17 protein-coding genes are annotated in these 20,065 nt (G+C 74.8%); 12 read left to right on the forward strand and 5 right to left on the reverse strand.

The window, feature by feature from the left end; all coding sequences use genetic code 11:
• Nucleotides 1-4 precede the first annotated feature (4 nt).
• Entirely contained in the window at nucleotides 5-808 is an 804-nt protein-coding gene (locus RMN57_RS12125) for a PspA/IM30 family protein (RefSeq protein ID WP_238740479.1), read from the reverse strand.
• A 301-nt stretch (nucleotides 809-1,109) separates the two neighbouring features.
• Here RMN57_RS12125 and RMN57_RS12130 point away from each other — a divergent pair, with 301 nt between their 5' ends.
• A complete protein-coding gene (locus tag RMN57_RS12130; RefSeq protein WP_313763406.1) occupies nucleotides 1,110-1,706 on the forward strand; it encodes a DUF3043 domain-containing protein in 597 nt (198 codons plus the stop codon).
• A 176-nt stretch (nucleotides 1,707-1,882) separates the two neighbouring features.
• Nucleotides 1,883-2,605, forward strand: coding sequence for a methyltransferase (locus RMN57_RS12135; RefSeq protein ID WP_313767798.1), 723 nt, complete (start codon nucleotides 1,883-1,885; stop codon nucleotides 2,603-2,605).
• A 48-nt stretch (nucleotides 2,606-2,653) separates the two neighbouring features.
• Here the strand turns inward: RMN57_RS12135 and RMN57_RS12140 are convergent, their stop codons facing one another.
• Nucleotides 2,654-2,854, reverse strand: a complete 201-nt coding sequence (locus tag RMN57_RS12140; RefSeq protein ID WP_313763407.1) for a hypothetical protein — start codon at nucleotides 2,852-2,854, stop codon at nucleotides 2,654-2,656.
• A gap of 102 nt (nucleotides 2,855-2,956) precedes the next feature.
• Here RMN57_RS12140 and cobU point away from each other — a divergent pair, with 102 nt between their 5' ends.
• The 7 genes from cobU to RMN57_RS12175 all read left to right on the forward strand — a co-directional run bounded on the left by cobU (nucleotide 2,957) and on the right by RMN57_RS12175 (nucleotide 11,754).
• Complete coding sequence (gene cobU, locus RMN57_RS12145; protein WP_380233548.1) at nucleotides 2,957-3,529, forward strand: bifunctional adenosylcobinamide kinase/adenosylcobinamide-phosphate guanylyltransferase; 573 nt, start codon at nucleotides 2,957-2,959, stop codon at nucleotides 3,527-3,529.
• A gap of 28 nt (nucleotides 3,530-3,557) precedes the next feature.
• Nucleotides 3,558-4,673, forward strand: coding sequence for a nicotinate-nucleotide--dimethylbenzimidazole phosphoribosyltransferase (locus RMN57_RS12150; RefSeq protein WP_313763408.1), 1,116 nt, complete (start codon nucleotides 3,558-3,560; stop codon nucleotides 4,671-4,673).
• A 105-nt stretch (nucleotides 4,674-4,778) separates the two neighbouring features.
• On the forward strand, nucleotides 4,779-5,576 hold the full coding sequence (locus RMN57_RS12155) for an adenosylcobinamide-GDP ribazoletransferase (RefSeq protein WP_313763409.1): 798 nt from the start codon (nucleotides 4,779-4,781) through the stop codon (nucleotides 5,574-5,576).
• Nucleotides 5,577-5,882: 306 nt separating this feature from the next.
• Entirely contained in the window at nucleotides 5,883-7,388 is a 1,506-nt protein-coding gene (locus RMN57_RS12160; RefSeq protein ID WP_313763410.1) for a leucyl aminopeptidase, read from the forward strand.
• A 420-nt stretch (nucleotides 7,389-7,808) separates the two neighbouring features.
• The gene (gene lpdA, locus RMN57_RS12165) at nucleotides 7,809-9,197 is read left to right on the forward strand and encodes a dihydrolipoyl dehydrogenase (RefSeq protein WP_238740491.1); all 1,389 of its coding nucleotides are present in this window, start codon (nucleotides 7,809-7,811) and stop codon (nucleotides 9,195-9,197) included.
• A 57-nt stretch (nucleotides 9,198-9,254) separates the two neighbouring features.
• Nucleotides 9,255-11,066: a 2-oxoglutarate dehydrogenase, E2 component, dihydrolipoamide succinyltransferase gene (gene sucB / locus RMN57_RS12170; RefSeq protein ID WP_313763411.1), complete on the forward strand. Its 1,812-nt coding sequence runs from the start codon at nucleotides 9,255-9,257 to the stop codon at nucleotides 11,064-11,066.
• A gap of 172 nt (nucleotides 11,067-11,238) precedes the next feature.
• A complete protein-coding gene (locus RMN57_RS12175) occupies nucleotides 11,239-11,754 on the forward strand; it encodes a DUF4240 domain-containing protein (RefSeq protein ID WP_313763412.1) in 516 nt (171 codons plus the stop codon).
• Nucleotides 11,755-11,884: 130 nt separating this feature from the next.
• Here RMN57_RS12175 and RMN57_RS12180 read toward each other — a convergent pair whose 3' ends face one another.
• Nucleotides 11,885-12,919, reverse strand: a complete 1,035-nt coding sequence (locus tag RMN57_RS12180; protein WP_313763413.1) for a DUF2510 domain-containing protein — start codon at nucleotides 12,917-12,919, stop codon at nucleotides 11,885-11,887.
• 315 nt (nucleotides 12,920-13,234) lie between these two features.
• On the reverse strand, nucleotides 13,235-13,741 hold the full coding sequence (locus RMN57_RS12185; protein ID WP_313763414.1) for a GNAT family N-acetyltransferase: 507 nt from the start codon (nucleotides 13,739-13,741) through the stop codon (nucleotides 13,235-13,237).
• Between the two features lie 120 nt (nucleotides 13,742-13,861).
• On the opposite strand from RMN57_RS12185, the gene RMN57_RS12190 reads away from it, so the two are divergent.
• Together RMN57_RS12190 and RMN57_RS12195 are read left to right on the forward strand one after the other, a co-directional pair.
• Complete coding sequence (locus tag RMN57_RS12190; protein WP_313763415.1) at nucleotides 13,862-14,767, forward strand: TIGR01777 family oxidoreductase; 906 nt, start codon at nucleotides 13,862-13,864, stop codon at nucleotides 14,765-14,767.
• A 577-nt stretch (nucleotides 14,768-15,344) separates the two neighbouring features.
• Nucleotides 15,345-16,673, forward strand: a complete 1,329-nt coding sequence (locus RMN57_RS12195) for an NAD(P)/FAD-dependent oxidoreductase (protein WP_313763416.1) — start codon at nucleotides 15,345-15,347, stop codon at nucleotides 16,671-16,673.
• Nucleotides 16,674-17,064: 391 nt separating this feature from the next.
• Here the strand turns inward: RMN57_RS12195 and RMN57_RS12200 are convergent, their stop codons facing one another.
• Nucleotides 17,065-18,963, reverse strand: a complete 1,899-nt coding sequence (locus RMN57_RS12200) for a regulator (RefSeq protein ID WP_313763417.1) — start codon at nucleotides 18,961-18,963, stop codon at nucleotides 17,065-17,067.
• Nucleotides 18,964-19,272: 309 nt separating this feature from the next.
• Between RMN57_RS12200 and RMN57_RS12205 the strand changes: the two genes are divergently transcribed.
• On the forward strand, nucleotides 19,273-20,034 hold the full coding sequence (locus RMN57_RS12205) for a 3-hydroxybutyrate dehydrogenase (RefSeq protein WP_313763418.1): 762 nt from the start codon (nucleotides 19,273-19,275) through the stop codon (nucleotides 20,032-20,034).
• Nucleotides 20,035-20,065: the final 31 nt, after the last annotated feature.

Consider the following 20,065-nt stretch of genomic DNA (forward strand, 5'->3'; position numbering starts at 1 on the left):
CAGATCACTTGTTGTAGTTGATGCGCGGGGTGTCCTGCTGCGGGGCGGCGTCCTGCGGCCGGCCCTGCTCGATGGCCTGCGGACCGGAGGCCGGGGAGCCGCCCGTCAGCTCGGCCTTCATCCGGGCCAGCTCCAGCTCGACGTCCGAGCCGCCGGCCACGCGCTCCAGCTCCGCCTCGATGTCGTCCTTGCGGCCGAGACCGCTGGCGTCGTCGAGGGCGCCGGAGGCCAGCAGCTCGTCGATCGCGCCCGCGCGGGCCTGCATCTGCGCGGTCTTGTCCTCGGCCCGCTGGATCGCCAGGCCGACGTCGCCCATCTCCTCCGAGATGCCGGAGAAGGACTCGGCGATCCGGGTCTGCGCCTGGGCCGCGGTGTAGGTGGCCTTGATGGTCTCCTTCTTGGTGCGGAAGGCGTCGACCTTGGCCTGCAGCCGCTGGGAGGCGAGCGTGAGCTTCTCCTCCTCGGCCTGGAGCTGCTGGTACTGCGTCTCCAGGTCGGTGATCTGGGACTGCATGTTGGCCTTGCGGGTGAGTGCCTCGCGGGCGAGGTCCTCCCGGCCGAGCGAGAGCGCCTTGCGGCCCTGGTCCTCGTACTTGGCGGACTGCTGCTGCAGCTGGGTCAGCTGGAGCTCCAGGCGCTTGCGCGAGGTGGCCACGTCCGCGACGCCGCGACGTACCTTCTGCAGCAGTTCGAGCTGCTTCTGGTACGAATAGTCCAGCGTCTCACGCGGATCCTCCGCCCGGTCCAAGGCCTTGTTCGCCTTGGAGCGGAAGATCAGCCCCATACGCTTCATGATTCCGTCGCTCATGGGCCTCGGGTGCCCCCTTCTCCGGCCTGCGGTCTCTATCTCGTTACCAGACACGACGAGTGTATGTGCAGCGAGCCCGTCGCCGCAGTGCACCTGCCTGCAACAAGACTGCTACAGCGCACCCGGTGGGGGCCTCATCCCCGGGGTGGATCCGCCCCTCATCCCCGTTCTCCTCCACCCGAGTGATCCCCTACGGGAACACCCCCGGAAGCCCGCCCGCGGCGGCGGCCGGTCCCGATCGATATGTGTTTGGGTCCAAGGGCACCCGGAGAAGCCGCTCCGCACCCCGTACGCTGGTGGTGTGTTCCGACGCCGTTCAGATGATGCCGCTGCCTCCGCCGCCGTGCTGGAGCAGGACCAGACGACCCAGCCGCGCGACCCGCAGGCGAAGAAGGGCCGCCCCACGCCCAAGCGCAGTGAGGCCGAGGCCAACCGGCGTACCCGCGTGACCGTGCCCAAGGACCGCAAGGAGGCCGCCCGCCAGGCCCGCGACAAGATGCGGGTCGAGCGCGAGAAGCAGCGCACCGCGCTGCTGGAGGGCGACGAGCGCCACCTGCCGGCCCGTGACAAGGGCCCGGTGCGCAAGTTCGTCCGCGACTACGTGGACGCCCGCTGGTCGCTCGCGGAGTTCTTCCTGCCCGCCGCGGTGGTGATCCTGGTGCTCAGCATCGTCAAGGTGCCGGCCCTCCAGCTGCTCTCCACCGTGCTGTTCCTGCTCTTCTTCGTGCTGGTGATCCTGGACTTCTTCCGGCTCGGCCTCGGGCTGCGCAAGCAGCTCGGCGTGCGCTTCGCCGGCCAGAACACCCGCGGCGCGGTCGCCTACGGCCTGATGCGCATCCTGCAGATGCGCCGGCTGCGGCTGCCCAAGCCGCAGGTGCGGCGCGGGGAGAAGCCCTGACCGCCGAACCGGTGGACTCCGGCTGGGCCCCTCCTACCTGGGAGGGGCCCGGCCTGTACGCGCTTCCGGGCCAGGGGGACGGCGGGCACGACCGGCTCGCCCAGGAGCGCCGACTGCCCTCGCGCAGCGGCTCCTTCGCCGGCGGCAACGCCCCGCGGCCGGACCGCCACGGCGACCTGCGCAACCTCGTCCGGCAGGAGCTGGTCGCCCGGCAGCTGGCCGAACAGCTCGCCGGCCGCACCGCCCAGCGCGTCCTCGACATCGGCTGCGACCAGGGCACCCAGGCCCTGCGCCTGGCCCGGGCCGGCCACTACGTCACCGGCATAGACTCCGACGCGATCGCGCTCGGCGCCGCCCAGGCCGCGCTGGCCGAGGAGCCGCCCGAGGTCCGCGACCGCGTCCAGCTGCTCAGCGGCGACGGCCACCAGTGCGGGCGCTGGTTCGGGCCGCGCAGCTTCGACGTCGTGCTCTGCCACGGCGTCCTGATGTACCTGCCGGACCCGGACCCGATGATCGCCTCGCTGGCCCGGCTGCTGGCCCCCGGCGGGCTGCTCTCCCTGCTCGTGCGCAACCGCGACGCCCTGGCGCTGCGGCCCGCCGCCGCCGGGGACTGGCGGGCCGCCCTGCACGCCTTCGAGACCGACCGGTACTACAACCGGCTCGGGCTGGCGGCCCGCGCCGACCGGCTCTCCGACCTCGCCGTCACCCTCTCCGAGGTGTCGGTGCCGCTGCGGCACTGGTACGGCGTCCGGGTCTTCACCGACAACACCCCCGAGAACATGGCTCCGCCGGTGGACGGGCGGCAGCTCGCCCAGCTGCTGGAGGCCGAGGAGCGGGCCGGCCGCACCGACCCGTACCGGCAGGTCGCCGCGCTGCTGCACGTGTTCGGCGCCAAGTAGGGGCGGCGCGGCCGGGGACCCGTCCCCGCGGAGAAGCCCCGGGACCGCTCAGGCCTCGTGCAGGCTCATCGAGTAGATCTCCCGGCCGTCGTCGAGCAGGACCGCGGTGTCCACGCCGTCCTCGGCCAGCTGCTTCCAGGTCTCGCCGATCCAGGTCTCGGCGTCCCCCTGCCCCGCGAACTCCTCCTGGCCGTTCGGAGCGGCCACCTCGGTGCCGTCCGCCTTCTCGTACCGCCACGTCCAGACCATGCCCGGCTCCTCCCGCCGACGACCGCTGTACTGAGCTGTGTGCTGCGCACCTTAGCCTGCCCGGCCCGATCTTCCGTATGCCTCGTCCGGCAGGATGGCCGCATGACGCCCCACCCCGCACTCCCCCGCACGCTGGTCCTCGGCGGCGCGCGCTCCGGCAAGTCCACCAAGGCCGAGCAGCTGCTCGCCGCGTACCCGGACGTGCTCTACGTCGCCACCAGCGGCACCCGGGACGGCGACGCCGAGTGGGCGCAGCGGGTCGAGCTGCACCGGGAGCGGCGCCCGGCGAGCTGGCGCACCGCCGAGACCTGCGACCTGGAGGCGGTGCTGGCCGACACCGCCGACCCGGCTCCGGTGCTGATCGACTGCCTGGCCCTCTGGCTGACCGCGGTGATGGACGAGTGCGGCGCCTGGGACGACGCGGTGTGGGCGGACGGCGGCGAGGCCGCCGTGCAGCGGCGGTGCGCGGCCCTGGCGGCGGCGTGGGCGGGGACGGCCCGCCGGGTGGTCGCGGTCAGCAACGAGGTCGGGATGGGCGTCGTCCCGGCCACCGCGGCGGGCCGCCGCTTCCGCGACACCCTGGGCCGACTCAACATGGCGGTGGCCGACTCCTCGGAGCGGGTGCTGCTGGTGGTGGCCGGGCAGGTGCTGACCGTCAAGCCCGCCGCGGGCTGAACTCCGGCGGCGTGTAGCCTTCGACGCGATGGACACGACCGTGGATCTCGATACGTTCTCCTCGCTCGTCGAGCGCCCCGACGAGAGTGCCCGGCGGGCCGCCGAGGAGCGCTGGCAGGCGCTGGACCGGCCGCGCGGCGGCCTCGGCCGGCTGGAGGAGCTGGGCAGCTGGCTCTCCTCCGTGCAGGGCCGCTCCCCGGTCCGCCCGCTCTCCGCGCCCAAGGTGCTGCTGTTCGCCGCCGACCACGGGGTGGCGGCCCTCGGTGTGTCCCGGCTGCCCGCGCAGGGCGGCACCGCGGCCCGGGTGCGGGCGGTGCTCGACGGCACGGCGCCGGTGGCCCTGCTGGCCCGGCGCTTCGGCGCCGAGGTGCGGGTGGTCGACGTCGCGGTGGACGCGGACCCCGCGGACTTCCCCGCCGAGGTCGTGGCGCACCGGGTGCGGCGCGGCTCCGGCCGGATCGACACCGAGAACGCGCTGACCGCTGAGGAGACGGCCGCGGCGTTCCGGGCCGGGATGGCCGTCGCCGACGAGGAGGCCGACGCCGGGACCGACCTGGTGGTCCTCGGCGACCTCGGGGTCGGCGCCACGACGGTGGCCTCGGTGCTGGTCGGCGCGCTCTGCGGGACGGACGCGGCCGCGGTGACCGGGCGCGGCTCGGGCATCGACGACAAGGTGTGGATGGTCAAGTGCGCGACCGTCCGGGACTCGCTGCGGCGGGCCCGGCCGGTGCTCGGCGACCAGCTGGCGCTGCTCGGCGCCACCGGCGGCGCCGACTTCGCCGCGATCACCGGCTTCCTGCTGCAGGCCGCCGTGCGCAAGCTCCCGGTCGTCCTGGACGGCGTGGTCTCGGCGGCGTGCGCACTGGTCGCCCAGCGGATCGCGTTCCGGGCGCCGGAGTGGTGGCGGGCCGGGCAGTCCAGCGGCGAGCCGGCCCAGGCGAAGGCGTACGACCGGCTGACGCTGACGCCGATGCAGGAGCAGGGCATCACCATGGGCGAGGGCGTCGGCGCGCTGATGGCGCTGCCGCTGCTGCAGGCCGCGGCGGACGCGCTCGCCGAGCACGCGCCGGTGGCGTTCGTCCCGGCGGCCCCGAAGGAGCCGGCGAAGCTGCCGACGGCGGCGGAGCTGCTGGGCCGTCCGTAGCGGACGGCCGGGGAAGGGCCGTCGAGGCCGGGCCGCTCGAAGCCTCCGGGCACGACCCCGGCCGGACCGCGGCGGTCGGTGATCGGGACGAAGGAGCGGTGGGGCATGCGGGACGAGCCGCCGGCCGCGCCGGCGTCGTGGGCGGACGGGCTGCGGTTCGGGTTCGGCACGCTGTCGGTGCTGCGGGTCCGGGTCGAGCGGTGGGACCGCCCGGCGGCCGGGCGGGCGATGGTCTCCGCCCCGTTGGTCGGACTGGTGCTCGGCGCGATCGCGGCCGGCGCGGGTGCGCTGTTCGGCTGGCGCGCGGGCGCTCCGCTCGGCGCGGTGGCCGCCGTCGCCGCCCTGGCCGCGCTGACCCGGGGGCTGCACCTGGACGGGCTGGCCGACGTCGCCGACGGGCTGGGCAGCGGCAGACCCGCCGAGGATGCGCTGCGCATCATGAAGCAGTCCGACATCGGTCCGTTCGGCGTACTGACGCTGGTCCTGGTGCTGCTGGCCCAGGTCGCCGCGCTGACCGGGCAGTTCGACGTCTCCCCGGCGCGCGGCGGGCTCGCCGTCCTGACCGCGGCCGCGGCCGCCCGCTGCGCCCTGGGCTGGGGCTGCCTGCGGTCGGTGCCGGCCGCCCGGCCGGGCGGTCTGGGGGCGATGGTGGCGGGCACCGTCGACCCGGCCGCGGCCGCCGCCTCGACGGCGGGTGCGGCGCTGCTCCTGGCCGCCCTCGCTGCGGCCGACGGATGGTCAGCACTGCGGCTGCCGGTGGCCGTTGCGGTCGGGGTCGGCTGCTCCTGGCTGCTGCTGCGGCGCTGCGTCCGGCGGTTCGGCGGGATCACCGGGGACGTGCTCGGGGCGATGGCGGAGACCGCCGCGACCGGCTCGCTGCTGACGCTGGCCCTGCTGGGCTGAACCCCCGTCGGCCACAAGGCCGGGAAGCCCGCGACCCCAGCTCGGAGACCGGCGGCGCGTGATCCCACCATGCGGACTACCATGCGGTGAGCACCGCAGCCCTGCAGCGTCGCAGGCCCTGCCCGCCCGGCCCCGTCGAGGAGCCGGGGTCTCCGGTGTGTGCGGCCGCCGCGACCGGCGGGCGCCCGCGCCAGGGGCCCCGGACCCGACCCGCGCCGGCGGCAGGCCCGCCGCGGCAGCCTGCTGCGCCGGTGCGGCAGCCACGCCGCGACCGGTCGTGGACCGCGAAAGAACAGGACGCATTACGTGACTGCATTGTCTGTGAGCACCTCCGCCGCCGCCTCGCTGCGCGCGGACGCCCTGGTGATCGGTGTCGCGAAGGGCCCCAAGGGCATTGTGCTGGCTCCCGGCGCCGAGGCCGTGAACGAGGCGTTCGAGGGCAAGCTGGCCGAGGTCCTCAGCACCCTGGGCGCGACCGGCGCCGAGGGCGAGACCGTCAAGGTTCCCTCCGCCGCCGGCCTCAAGGCCGCGCTCGTGCTCGCGGTCGGCCTCGGCGAGGCCGCCGAGGACGGCTACGAGCTGGAGGCGCTGCGCCGCGCCGCCGGTGTCGCCGCCCGCACCCTGGCCGGCAGCAAGAAGGCCGCGCTGGTCCTGCCCGCCGAGTCGGCCGAGGAGATCGAGGCGGTCGCGCTGGGCGGCCTGCTCGGCTCGTACGCCTTCGGCACCTACAAGGGCAACGGCAACGGCAAGGAGCCGGTGGGCGAGCTCGTCCTGCTCGCCGCCCGCAAGGGCAGCAAGGACGCCAAGGCCGCCGTCGAGCGCGCCGCGGTCGTCGGCGAGGAGATGAACCGCGCCCGCGACCTGGTCAACACCGCCCCGAACGACCTGAACCCGAAGAGCTTCGCCGCGATCGCCCAGGCGGCCGGCAAGGAGCACGGCCTCAAGGTCGAGGTGCTGGACGAGAAGGCCCTGGTCAAGGGCGGCTTCGGCGGCCTGCTGGGCGTCGGCAACGGCTCGGTGAACCCGCCGCGGCTGGTGAAGGTGGCCTACACCCACCCGAAGGCCAAGGCCACCCTGGCCTTCATCGGCAAGGGCATCACCTACGACTCGGGCGGCATCTCGCTGAAGCCGGCCGGCCACAACGAGACCATGAAGTGCGACATGGCCGGCGCCGCCGCCGTCTTCGCCGCCGTGGTCGCCGCCAAGCGGCTCGGCCTGGCCGTCAACGTCACCGGCTGGCTCGCCCTGGCGGAGAACATGCCGTCCGGCTCGGCCACCCGTCCGGGCGACGTGCTGAAGATGTACGGCGGCAAGACCGTCGAGGTGCTGAACACCGACGCCGAGGGCCGCCTGGTGCTGGCCGACGCCATCGTGCGGGCCGGCGAGGAGAACCCGGACGTCATCGTCGACGTGGCGACCCTGACCGGCGCGATGGTGCTGGCGCTCGGCAACCGCACCTTCGGTGTGATGGCCAACAACGACGACCTGCGCGAGACCCTGCACACCCTCGCGGGCGAGGCCGGCGAGCAGTCCTGGCCGATGCCGCTGCCGGCCGAGCTGCGCAAGGGCATGACCGAGTCGACCATCGCCGACCTGGCCAACATGGGCGACCGGATGGGCGGCGGCCTGGTGGCCGGCCTGTTCCTGAAGGAGTTCGTGGCCGAGGGCATCGACTGGGCCCACCTGGACATCGCGGGCCCGGCCTTCCACGAGGGCGCGCCGTTCGGCTACACCCCCAAGGGCGGCACCGCGAGCGCGGTGCGCACCCTGGTCCGCTTCGCGGAGCGGACCGCGGCGGGCGACAAGGCCTGATCGCAGTCCGCCCCCGACGGGGTCCGGCGCTCGTGCGCCGGACCCCGTCCGGCTTTCCGCACCGCCTACCCGCCGGTAGCGCCGTTACCTGCGAGTAGGCAACGAACGCGCAGCCCGCACCCCTGTTCGCTGCGGGCGAAACTTTGTTCCACAGTGCGGAAGCGGTCGGGTGCCAGGGCCCCCGGAGCCCCGCCCAGGCCGCTGTCAACCCCGCCTTGAGCTGCGACGATGCCCTTCCGTCGGGGCCTCGGCCACCCCGGTGACCACCCTGTGGGACACCCCTGGGGTGGACCCGGACATCAGCCGCCGCGAACAAGTGCGAAGATGTATTTCCGGCACGACTGGGCGCCCCACAAAGGCTTCCGACCCACCGGACCGCGACCGGCCCGGCGACCCACCCCATTGCATGGAGGACGTGACGTGGCGAACGACGCCAGCACCGTTTTCGACGTAGTCATTCTCGGAGGCGGAAGCGGCGGTTACGCCGCGGCGCTCCGCGCCGCTCAGCTGGGTCTGAGCGTTGCCCTGGTCGAGAAGGGTGAGCTGGGCGGCACCTGCCTGCACCGCGGCTGCATCCCGACCAAGGCACTGCTGCACGCGGCCGAGATCGCCGACGAGACGAAGGAGGCCGCCGAGTTCGGCGTGCTGGCCACCTTCCAGGGCATCGACATCAACGGCGTCCACAAGTACAAGGACGACGTCATCGCCGGCCTGTACAAGGGCCTGCAGGGCCTGGTGGCCTCCCGCAAGGTGACCTTCATCCAGGGCGAGGGCAAGCTCTCCTCGCAGACCTCGGTGGACGTCAACGGCCAGCGCATCGAGGGCCGCCACATCGTCCTCGCCACCGGCTCGGTCCCGAAGTCGCTGCCCGGTCTGACCATCGACGGCGACCGCGTGATCTCCTCCGACCACGCCCTCAAGCTCGACCGCATCCCGAAGTCGGCCGTCATCCTCGGCGGCGGCGTGATCGGCGTCGAGTTCGCCTCCGTCTGGAAGTCCTTCGGCGTCGAGGTCACCATCGTCGAGGCGCTGCCGCACCTGGTCCCGCTGGAGGACGAGAACTCCTCCAAGCTGCTGGAGCGCGCGTTCCGCAAGCGCGGCATCAAGTTCGAGCTGAAGGCCCGCTTCTCCGGCGTCGAGTACACCGAGACCGGTGTCCGCGTCTCCACCGAGAACGGCAAGCAGATCGACGCCGACCTGCTGCTCGTCGCCATCGGCCGCGGCCCGGTCTCGGCCGGCCTCGGCTACGAGGAGAACGGCGTCGCGATGGACCGCGGCTACGTCCTCGTCGACGAGTACATGCGCACCAACGTGCCCACCATCTCCGCGGTCGGCGACCTCGCCCCGACCCTGCAGCTCGCCCACGTCGGCTTCGCCGAGGGCATCCTGGTCGCCGAGCGCCTGGCCGGCCTGAAGCCCGTGCCGATCGACTACGACGGCGTCCCGCGCGTGACCTACTCCAACCCCGAGGTCGCCTCGGTCGGCATCTCGGAGGCCAAGGCCGTCGAGCTGTACGGCAAGGAGAAGGTCGTCACCCTCAAGTACAACCTGGCCGGCAACGGCAAGAGCAAGATCCTGAAGACCGCCGGCGAGATCAAGCTCGTCCAGGTCAAGGACGGCGCCGTGGTCGGCGTCCACATGGTCGGCGCCCGCATGGGCGAGCAGGTCGGCGAGGCTCAGCTGATCTACAACTGGGAGGCCCTGCCGGCCGAGGTCGCGCAGCTCATCCACGCCCACCCGACCCAGTCCGAGGCCCTGGGCGAGGCGCACCTGGCGCTGGCCGGCAAGCCGCTGCACGCGCACGACTGATCACGCCCCCAATTTCCCCATTCCAGTACGCAAGACTTGATAGGAGTCGCTGAAACCATGGCGGTCTCAGTAACACTGCCCGCGCTGGGCGAGAGCGTTTCCGAGGGCACGGTCACCCGCTGGCTGAAGGCCGAGGGTGAGCGGGTGGAGGTCGACGAGCCGCTGCTCGAGGTCTCCACCGACAAGGTCGACACCGAGATCCCGGCCCCGGCGTCGGGCATCCTGGCCTCGATCAAGGTCGGCGAGGACGAGACCGTCGAGGTCGGCGCCGAGCTGGCGATCATCGACGACGGCTCCGGTGCCCCGGTGGCCGCCCCGGCTCCGGCCGCCGAGGCCGCGCCCGCCGCCGCGCCGGCCCCGGTGGCCGCTCCGGTCGCCGAGGCGCCCGCCGCCCCGGCCCCGGCCCCGGTCGCCGAGGCTCCGGCCGCGCCCGCCGCTGCCGCCGCTCCGGCCGCCGACGCCACCCCGGTGCTGCTGCCGGCGCTGGGCGAGTCGGTCACCGAGGGCACCGTCACCCGCTGGCTGAAGGCCGAGGGCGACACCGTCGAGGTCGACGAGCCGCTGCTCGAGGTCTCCACCGACAAGGTCGACACCGAGATCCCGTCGCCGATCGCCGGCACCCTGGTGAAGATCCTGGTCGGCGAGGACGAGACCGCCGAGGTCGGCGCCCAGCTGGCGCTGATCGGTGCCGCGGGTGCCGTCGCCGCCGCTCCGGCCCCGGTCGCCCCGGCCGCCCCGGCACCGGCCCCGGCTCCGGTCGCCCCGGCCGCCCCGGCTCCGGTCGCTGCCCCGGCTCCGGCCCCGGTTGCCCCGGCCGCCCCGGTGGCTGCTCCGGCTCCGGTTGCGCCGGCCGCTCCGGCCCCGGCTCCGGTCGCCGCCCCGGCCCCGGTCGCTCCGGTGGCCGCCCCGACTCCGGTCGCCCCGGCCGCCCCGGTGGCCGACGCCGGTGACGCCTACGTCACCCCGCTGGTGCGCAAGCTCGCCGCCGAGCAGGGCGTCGCCCTGTCCTCCGTCACCGGTACCGGTGTCGGCGGCCGCATCCGCAAGCAGGACGTCCTGGCCGCCGCCGAGGCCGCCAAGGCCGCCCCGGCCCCGGTCGCCGCCGCCCCGGCCGCCGCCGCTCCGAAGGCCGCCGCCGCGCCGTCCGCCCTGCGCGGCCAGACGGTCAAGATGACCCGCATGCGCAAGGTCATCGGCGACAACATGATGAAGGCCCTGCACGAGCAGGCCCAGCTCACCAGCGTGGTCGAGGTGGACGTCACCAAGATCATGTCGCTGCGCGCCAAGGCCAAGGACTCCTTCCACGCCCGCGAGGGCGTGAAGCTGTCCCCGATGCCGTTCTTCGTCAAGGCCGCCGCCCAGGCCCTGAAGAGCCACGCGGTCATCAACGCCCGGATCAACGAGTCCGAGGGCACCATCACCTACTTCGACACCGAGAACATCGGTATCGCGGTGGACTCCGAGAAGGGTCTGATGACCCCGGTCATCAAGGGTGCGGGCGACCTCAACATCGCCGGCATCTCCAAGAAGACCGCCGAGCTGGCCACCAAGGTCCGCGAGAGCAAGATCAGCCCGGACGAGCTGTCCGGTGCGACCTTCACCATCAGCAACACCGGCTCGCGCGGTGCGCTCTTCGACACCGTCATCGTGCCGCCGAACCAGGTCGCCATCCTGGGCATCGGCGCGACCGTCAAGCGCCCGGTCGTCATCGAGGCCGAGGGCGGCACCGCCATCGGCATCCGCGACATGACCTACCTGTCGCTCTCCTACGACCACCGCCTGGTGGACGGCGCCGACGCCGCCCGCTACCTGGTGGCCGTCAAGGAGATCCTGGAGGCCGGCGAGTTCGAGGTCGAGCTCGGCCTGTAAGGCTCCCCGGAAGTACCGGAACCCCGCGTCGTCCCCGGACGGCGCGGGGTTCCGCGCGTCCGGGGCCCCGGGCGGTGGCCGGGCCGGACCCGGCCCGGGCGATCGGTAGAACGGGCGGTTCGCGGCCCCATCGCATGCGCGGGCGCGGGTGAACGGGGATGCTGGAGCGGTGATGGACGAGACCGACTTCTGGCAGATCATCGACGACACCCGGGAGGACGCCGAGGGCGACCCGGACGAACAGGCCGACCGCCTGGTGGAGCGGCTGGTCCAACTGACCCCGGACGACGTCATCGACTTCGCCCGGCTCTTCGAGGCGCGGTTCCAGCGCGCGTACCGGACCGACCTGTGGGGTGCGGCCTACCTGCTCCTGGGCGGCGCTTCCGACGACAGCTTCGACTACTTCCGCTGCTGGCTGATCGGCCAGGGCCGGGACGTGTTCGAGGGCGGGCTGCACGAGCCGGACGACCTGGCCGACCTGCTCCCCGAGTTCGACGAGGAGGAGGACGGCGAGGCCGAGGACCTCGGCTACGCCGCCGACGAGGCGTACGAGCAGCTGACCGGGCTGCCGCTGCCCGAGGTGGGCGGGCGGCAGCCCGCGCGGCCGGCCGGCCCGGCCCTGGACTTCGACGACCCGGACGCCATGGCGAAACGGTTTCCCAAGCTCTGGGAGCGCTACGGGGACTGAGCGCGGGCGAGCCGGTGGGCGGTCCGGCCGGTGGTCAGCCAAGCCGGTTGGCGGGCCGGTCGCTGGGCAGGGCCGGCCGGGTCGCCGGCCGGCCTGCTTCCGCGCCGGCCGGCCGGGCGGGCGGACCGGCTCAGGCGCCGGAGCCGGAGGCGCTGCCGTCCTGCTTGATGCCCTTGAGGATCTGGTCGAGCACGGAGGGGTCGGGCGCGCTCGGGTCGTCGTCCACGCCGCCCTCGAAGGCCACGTAGCCGCCGCCCTTCGCCGGGACGGCCACCAGCAGGATGTACCCCTTGGTCCCGTCCGAGGTGGTGATGTGCCAGCGGACCGCGTACCCCGAGACACCCGCCACCGTGGTGTTGGAGGAGCCGGCGTCGGTGTGCGAGGTGACGTTGTTGAAGATCGCCGACGCGTAGGTGGGCATCGCCGCCTCGGCGGCCGCCCGGGCGGAGGTGCCCGAGATGGTGTCCTTCTCGATCGAGAACTGTCCGCGGATGCAGGAGCCGCCGCCCGGGCAGGTGTAGCGCCCGCTGCCCAGGAAGACCGTCGAGTGCGTGGTGTCGGTCGAGGCGTCCCAGCCCTGGTAGACCGGCACCGTGATGGAGTGCTGGCTGTCGGTCGCGGTCTCCTTGAGCACCGGGATCGGCGGCAGGCTCGGCGTGGGCGTGGGAGTGGGAGTGGGGGTGGGCTTCCGGGTCGGGCTCGGGCTCGCGGTCGGGCTCGGGTTGGTCGTCACGGTGACCGTCGGATTCGGCGCCGGGTCGGCCTTGGGGTCGCCGCCGCTGTTCAGGGCGATCGCGGCCACCACGCCGACCACGGCCAGTACGCCGACCACGATGCCGACCACCGCACCGGCCTTCATCCGGCCGGGCTGCGGGGGCGGCGGGTAGGAGCCCTGCGGGTAGCCGTAGGAGGGCTGGGCCTGCGTGGGGTACCCGTACCCCGGCGAGCCCTGCTGCGGGGCGCCGTAGCCGTAGGAGGGCGGCGCGGCCGGCGGCTGCGCGGCCTGCCAGGAGACCTGCGTCGGGGCGTCGGCAATCTGGCCGCCGCCCGCCTGGACGGGGCGGACGTCGCTGGTCCAGGCGCTGCCGTCCCACCAGCGCTCATGGCCGGCCGTGCCGTCCGTTCCCGGTACCGGGTACCACCCGGGAGGCGTCGAGTTGCTCACGGCCGTACGGTACCCGGCGCGGTGCTACTCCAGACAGGTTGGGTTTGTCACGACTCTGCACCACCCGCACACCGAATCTGACGAGTTGTCAGTGCCGTGTCAGGGCGGTGCGCGCAGGGTGTGCGGGCAGTGCGCGAGCCGGGTTCGGGTCGTGCACGGGCCGGGGGTGGTGCGCGCAGGTCGGGCCGGGGGTTTGTGCGCGGCCCGGGCCGGGGGTTTGTGCGCGGGCCGGGCCGGAGGTTTGTGCGCCGGTCGGGCCGGGGGTCGTGTGCGCTGGTCGCACGCGGGCCGGGCCCGAGCTCGGCGGCCCGGGCTTCAGGCCGTCAGCGGGCGGGCCATCCAGATGTCGTCCACGTACGCGCCGTCGATCAGGAACTCCTCGGCGAGCGAGCCCTCGACGACGAAGCCGCAGGACTCGTAGAGGCGGCGGGCCGGGGCGTTGTGGCCCAGCACGCGCAGGGTGATCCGGCGGGCGCCGTCCGCCCGGGCCGCCGCGCAGCCGGCCTCGATCAGCGCCCGGCCGATCCCCCGGCCGCGGGCCTCGGCCCCGACCGCGAGGCCCTGGATCTGCCGCACGTGTCCGTTGCTGGCCAGCGGCGTGGGCGGGACCACCCGGATGTAGCCGACGAGCCGACCGTCGAGCCGGGCGATCAGGAACTGGTCCGGGGTGTGGCGCTCGTCGAACACGCTGTCGTCCTCGGCGGGCTGCGGCGAGACGTCGCTCAGCCAGGACCAGGCGGCACGGTTGAGCTCGGAGAGCTCCTTCTCGTCCGCGGCCTGCGCGGGGCGGATGATCAGATCTTCGGCGTGCATGCGCGCCATGCTAGTCAGCGGCGTCCCGGCCGGATACGGAATTTCGGCCACCGCCGGGCCGACCCGATCGGTCGGGGCGCGCCCCCGGGGCTGCCCGGCCGGACGGCCCCCGGCTGCGAGGATGGCCCCATGCGAATCGCGGTCACAGGCTCCACGGGATTGATCGGCACGGCGCTCGTCGGCTCGCTGCTGGCGGACGGCCACGAGGTGGTCCGGCTGGTCCGGCACCGCTCCAGGACCGGCCCGCAGCCGGACGGGACCACGGCGATCGGCTGGAACCCGCTGCTCGGCCAGGTCGACCGGGACGGTCTGGCCGGCGTCGACGCGGCGGTGCACCTGGCCGGGGCCGGGGTCGGCGACCACCGGTGGACGGACTCCTACAAGCGCGAGATCCGGGAGAGCCGGGTGCTCGGCACCGAGACGCTGGCGGTCGCCCTGGCCGAGCTGAAGGAACCGCCGAAGGTCCTGGTCAGCGCCTCGGCGGTGGGCTGGTACGGGCAGACCGGGGACGCGGTGATCGACGAGGACTCCCCGGCCGGCGACGACTTCCTGGCCGAGGTCTGCGTCGAGTGGGAGGCCGCCGCCCGGCCCGCCGAGCGGGCCGGGGTCCGGGTGGTCCACCCGCGCACCGGGCTGGTGCTGTCCGCCGCGGGCGGGGCCGGCGGACGGCTCTTCCCGCTGTTCAAGCTCGGCCTCGGCGGGCGGCTCGGCGACGGCCGGCAGTACTGGAGCTTCATCTCGCTGGCCGACGAGGTCGCGGCGCTGCGGTTCCTGATCGACCGGGAGGACCTCAGCGGCGCCTTCAACCTCTCCGCACCGGAGCCGGTGACCAACGCCGAGCTGACGGCGGCCCTCGGCCGGGTGCTGAAGCGGCCGACGCCGTTCCCGGTGCCGACGGCGGCGCTCAAGGCCGTGCTCGGCGAGCTGGCCGTCGAGGTGATCGGCAGCCACCGGGTGGTGCCGCGGCGGCTGCTGGAGGCCGGCTTCCGCTTCCAGCACCCGGACGTCGACGCGGCGGTGCGGGCGGCACTGTAGCGCCGGGCGCGGGCTGCGGGCACGGGCGGCGGCGGGCGCGGGCTGCGGCGGCCCCGGAGCGGCCGGGCCCCGGTGTGGCCGGGCCGACGCACTCGCGCGGCCGGCACGCGTCGGGCCGATACGCGTCCCGGACCGAGAGGCGCCGGACCGAGACGCCCAGAGGCGTACGTCAAGGCGGCCACGGGGTGTACGCCGCGGCCGTCGCGCGTCCACGCGGGTGTCCGCGCCGGCCGGTGCGGGCCCGCGTACGCCCGCTACGGCATCTGCGCTGGCCAGGGGCATATGCCGAGCGGGGTCGGGCGGGTCTCCGGGAGGGGGCGCACGGGAGCACACGGTGGGCGCGTCGCACGCCCCTGGTGACCGTGCGCGCCCGCCGACCCCCGAACCCGGCCGATTGGGCGCACAGTCCGTGACCGCGCCCCCGCGCCGTGCCGCACAACCCTTCCCGGACCCCGGATCCGGCCCGATGTGCTTGTCTGACGCTCGCACTGACTGGGCATCACATGGTCGGACCGTGCCCGGCACCCCGCTGCCCGCGTCGGCCGGAGCCCCGGGAACCCAGGGAGGGAGCACGCCAGTGCCCACGTACGACTTCATTCGCCGCGCCCGCCGACAGTCCGACCCGGACGTCGTCGTGGTAGGCGCCGGACTCGCGGGCCTGGCCGCCGCCCGCGTCCTCACCGGCCACGGCCTGAGCGTCCAGGTCCTGGAGGCCACGGACCGGGTCGGCGGCCGGATGGCCACCCGCGAGCTGGACGGCTTCCGGCTCGACCACGGCAGCCAGCTGCTCAACACCGCGTATCCCGAGCTGCGGCGGGTCCTCGACCTCGACCGCCTCGAACTGCGCCCGCTCGCGCCCGGCGTACTCGTGCACAGCGGCGGCCGCCGGTACCGCGCCGGCGACCCCCAGCTGACCGCGGCCCGCCAGGCCACCACCCGGGCGCCGCTGGGCAGCCCGCTGGACCGGGCCCGGCTGGGCGGCTGGCTCGGCCGACTGGCCACCACCCCGGCCGGGCGACTGCAGAGCCGGCCGGAGACCACCACCGCCCGCGCCCTGGCCGAGCGCGGTCCGGCACCGCGCGCCGTCGACGGCTTCCTGCGCCCGCTGCTCTCCACCCTGCTCAGCGACCCGGCCCTCGGCACCAGCAGCCGGATCGCCGACCTGGTGCTGCGCTGCTACGCGCGCGGCCGGCTCTGTCTGCCCGCCGGCGGGGTCGCGGCCGTGCCGGCCCAGCTGGCCGCCGTGCTCCCCGCCGCCACCGTGCGGACGGGGGTGGAGGTCACCGCGATCGCCGCCGACGGCGTGGAGACCGCCGGGCACGGGCGGATCGGCGCCCAGGCCGTCGTGGTGGCCACCGGTGCGCGCTCCGCCGCCGAGCTGCTGCCCGGCCTGCGGGTGCCGGACTTCCACCCCGTCACGACGTACTACCACGCGGCCGACCGGGCGCCGATCGGCGAGCCCGTCCTGCTCCTGGACGGGGACCGACCGGGCGGGCAGCCGGCGCTGGTCTCGCACTCGGTGGTGCTCACCGAGCTGCACCCCTCGTACGCCCCCGCCGGGCAGGCGCTGATCGCCACCACGGTGCTCGGCCGGCGCTCCTTCGACGCCGGTGGGCCCGCCGCACTCGAACCGGCGGTGCGCGGGCGGCTGGCGGAGCTGTACGGCACGCCGACCAGGGGCTGGCAGTTCCTGAGCGTGCGGCACGTCCCGGACGCGGTACCGGCCATGCCGCCGCCGCACAACAGCCGGCGTCCGGTGCGTCTGCTGGCCGGGCTGTACGTCTGCGGCGACCACCGGGACACCAGCAGCGCGCAGGGGGCCCTGGTGTCGGGCCGGCGGGCGGCGGAGGCCGTGGTCCGCGACCTCGGTCTGCCGGTCGGTGCCCAGGAGGCGGCGGCGGCCTGACGCCCCTCCGGGCAGCGGGCCGGCACGGCGTGACCCGGGGTGGCCCGAGCGGCCCGGGGGCGCCCCAAGGCATCCCGGGCAGGCCCAGAGCGTCCGGGGGCGGGCCCAACGCCTGCCGGGGCGGCTCGGGACCGCCCAAGGCGTACCGGGCGGCGGCCGGGAGCACGCCCGCCCGGCTGCCGAGCTGCGCGGCGGCCCGCTCGAACGGGCGGGCTCCGCGTGGCTGGTGACCCCGGTGGCCGCACTCCTCGCGGCCGCACTCGTCGCGGGCACGACGGTCAACCGTACGCGGGCCGGCGCCGAGCGCCCAGTACCGCCGCCCGGACGCCCGGACACCCCGCCGCACCCCGCACCCGGCCGCCACGCCCGGCGGCCGTCGCCATCGCCGTCGTCAGATCACCCCCGACTGGCGAGCCGTCTCCTCGAAGGCACGGGCCACCGGGCTGCCGCGGTAGGGGGTGAGGCGGCGGTGGAAGTCCCGCACGTACTCCAGCGAGCGGGCCGAGCGCATCTCCCCCGCCGCCCGCAACGCGTCCGTGGCCATCGAGCAGGCCTCGTCGAGGTCGCCCATGCCGAGCCGGGCGGTGGCCAGCACCAGCCGGCAGAAGATCCGGCTCCGGGCGTAGGCGGGCGAGCGCAGCCGCAGCGACTTCTCGGCGTGCTGGGCCGAGGTGCGCCACTGCTGGAGGTCCCGGTAGCAGTGGGCGAACTCGTCGGAGAGCTGGGCCTCGTCGAAGTACCGTGCCCAGGAGGGGAGTTCGTCCCCGGATCGGGCCGCTGCCAGCGATCGCTCGGCCCGCACCAGCGCGGTGGTGCAGGCCCGGACGTCGCCGAGCAGGCCGTGGCCGCGCGCCTCGGCGGCGTGCAGCAGCGCCTGGACGGTGGGCGGCACGGCGGTGCCCACCCCCTGCTGGGCGACCCGGGCCAGCTGGACGGCCTCCCGGCCGTGGCCGAGGTGCACCGCCTGCTGGCTCATCGTCACCAGGACGTACCCGCCGAGCGCGCGGTCCCCCGCCGCCTGGGAGAGCCGCAGCGCCTGGACGAAGTAGCGCTGGGCCAGGCCGTGGGCGGCGATGTCGAAGGACGTCCAGCCGGCGAGTCTGGTGAGGTCGGCGACCGCGCCGAAGAGCGCCCGGCCGATCTGCTCGCCGTAGCGGCCGCGCAGCATCGGCTCGGCCTCGCTCTCCAGGTAGCGGACCAGCGCCTGGCGGGCGTGGCCGCCGCCGTAGGCGTGGTCCAGCGCGCGGAAGAGGTCCCCGACCGCGCGGATCGCGGCGATGTCGCCCCGGCCGACCCGCAGCGCCGGGCGCGGCTCGCGGGCCGGGTCGGTGTACGGCGGCTCGACGGCGACCGGCGGGCGCCGGCTCTGGGTCGGAACCCGGCCCAGAGCCGCCCCGGCGCCGGCACCCCCACCGACCGCAGCTCCGGTGGCCGACCCGGCGGCGGCTCCGGCGGCGCCGCGCGCGGCGGGCGCCCCGGCCTGGCCGGACGCCGGGGTGCGCACCGGGGGCGCGGCGGAGGTGCCGGGCGGACCGACCGGGGCCGCACCGGCCGGAGCCGCACCGGTGGGCGGCGGGCCGGCCGCGTCGGGCCGGGGCAGCGTGGAGCCGTCGCGGGCGACCCGTTCGTCGGTCCGCCCGATCAGCCAGTCCCGGCTGGGGACGACCAGCCCGGCCGGGGTGAAGGCGATCCGGCGCAGCTCGGACTGCGGGCCGTTGTCCTTGCGCCACATGCTCGCCACGATGTCCACCGCCTCCTGCGGCGTCTCGGCGAACTCCAGGCCGGCGTAGACCGGGGCGCAGGCGTCCAGGCCGAGGTCCTGGGCGGTGAGGCGGCGGCCGAGCCGGCGGGTGAAGACCTCGGCGATCAGCGCCGGGGTGGCCCCGCGCGGCTGCTGGCCGCGGAGCCAGCGGGTCACCGAGGTCTTGTCGTAGCGCAGGTCCAGGCCGTGTTCCAGGCCGAGCTGGTCGACCCGGCGGGCCAGGCCGGCGTGCGAGAAGCCGGCCTCCTCGATGAGCGCGGCGAGCTGGCCGTTCTGCGGCGAGGGGCCGCTGTGGCCGGACGCCGGCGCGGGCGGGGCGGCCACGGCCGTGCCGGGCCCGTCCGGAGCGGCCACCGCGCCCTGGTGCCGGTCGGGCGTGACGGACGTGGCCTGGACGGGCACTCGCAACTCGTCGGCGGTCGGGGCGTCGGGGGCGTCCGGAAAGGCCCGGTCGACCGGCCCCCGGTGCTGGTCGAGCGGGTCGAGCGGTCCGTACGCCGGGCTGTCGGTTGCAGGCAGTTGGGGCATAGTCAGTCAACACCTCTCGGACGCCGCACCGGCTCCACCAGCACTTCGGCTGCCCGTGGCGGCGCCCCCTGTCGGGAATCGGCGTGAATGTAGCGAGCATTCGGGCGCTATGGGTGGTTCTGACCGAGCAATCCTCCGAACGGGTGAAGCATCGGCGCCCATTGTGGGGAAGCCAGGACAGGATGGGTTTGGCTCAGGACGGGGGAACCGACGTTCGGGCGTCATAGCGATGACCGCCACAGTCCACCGGGGTGCTGTAGCGGACCACGCCATAGGAGCCGGGCCTTCGGATTCCTACCGTTCTCGGCCATGGACACCACTTCAGCCCGCCCGCTGGACGGCCGCACGGCCCTGGTCACCGGCGCCGCCTCGGGCATCGGCCGGGCCTGCGCCGAGGCCTTCGCCGAGGCCGGCGCCCGGGTCTACGTCGTCGACCTGGCGGCCGGCCCGGCCCGCGAGCTCGCCGAGCGGATCGGCGGCACCGCGCTCGTCGCGGACCTCTCCGACCCGGCGGCGGTGGAGGCCCTGCCGGACGACGCCGACATCGTGGTCAACAACGCCGGCCTCCAGCACGTCGCGCCCGTGCACGAGTTCCCGATCGACCGGTTCACCCTGATCCAGCGGGTGATGGTCGAGGCCCCGTTCCGGATCCTGCGCCGGACCCTCCCGCACATGTACGGGCAGGACTGGGGACGGGTCGTCAACATCTCCTCCGTGCACGGCCTGCGCGCCAGCGCGTTCAAGTCGGCCTACGTGACCGCCAAGCACGCCCTGGAGGGGCTGAGCAAGACGGTCGCCCTGGAGGGCGCGCCCCACGGCGTCACCAGCAACTGCATCAACCCGGGGTACGTCCGCACCCCGCTGGTGGAGAAGCAGATCGCCGGCCAGGCCCTGGCCCACGGCATCCGCGAGGACGAGGTGGTGGAGCAGATCATGCTCGACCGCACCGCCGTGAAGCGCCTGATCGAGCCGGCCGAGGTGGCCGGGCTCGCCGTCTGGCTCTGCTCCCCCCACGCCTCCTACATAACCGGCGCCAGCCTCGCCATCGACGGCGGCTGGACCGCGCACTGAGCGACGCGACAGAAGGAACGAGGAAGAGGAA

Source organism: Kitasatospora sp. CM 4170, assembly GCF_032110285.1.
Taxonomy (GTDB): domain Bacteria; phylum Actinomycetota; class Actinomycetes; order Streptomycetales; family Streptomycetaceae; genus Kitasatospora; species Kitasatospora aburaviensis.

Bases quoted from the DNA above. Each gene is read 5' to 3' on its own strand.
- RMN57_RS12125 (WP_238740479.1), bottom strand. From the start codon at position 808: ATGAGCGACGGAATCATGAAGCGTATGGGGCTGATCTTCCGCTCCAAG.
- RMN57_RS12140 (WP_313763407.1), bottom strand. From the start codon at position 2,854: ATGGTCTGGACGTGGCGGTACGAGAAGGCGGACGGCACCGAGGTGGCC.
- cobU (WP_380233548.1), top strand. From the start codon at position 2,957: ATGACGCCCCACCCCGCACTCCCCCGCACGCTGGTCCTCGGCGGCGCG.
- RMN57_RS12150 (WP_313763408.1), top strand. From the start codon at position 3,558: ATGGACACGACCGTGGATCTCGATACGTTCTCCTCGCTCGTCGAGCGC.
- RMN57_RS12155 (WP_313763409.1), top strand. From the start codon at position 4,779: ATGCGGGACGAGCCGCCGGCCGCGCCGGCGTCGTGGGCGGACGGGCTG.
- sucB (WP_313763411.1), top strand. From the start codon at position 9,255: ATGGCGGTCTCAGTAACACTGCCCGCGCTGGGCGAGAGCGTTTCCGAG.
- RMN57_RS12175 (WP_313763412.1), top strand. From the start codon at position 11,239: ATGGACGAGACCGACTTCTGGCAGATCATCGACGACACCCGGGAGGAC.
- RMN57_RS12185 (WP_313763414.1), bottom strand. From the start codon at position 13,741: ATGGCGCGCATGCACGCCGAAGATCTGATCATCCGCCCCGCGCAGGCC.
- RMN57_RS12190 (WP_313763415.1), top strand. From the start codon at position 13,862: ATGCGAATCGCGGTCACAGGCTCCACGGGATTGATCGGCACGGCGCTC.
- RMN57_RS12200 (WP_313763417.1), bottom strand. From the start codon at position 18,963: ATGCCCCAACTGCCTGCAACCGACAGCCCGGCGTACGGACCGCTCGAC.
- RMN57_RS12205 (WP_313763418.1), top strand. From the start codon at position 19,273: ATGGACACCACTTCAGCCCGCCCGCTGGACGGCCGCACGGCCCTGGTC.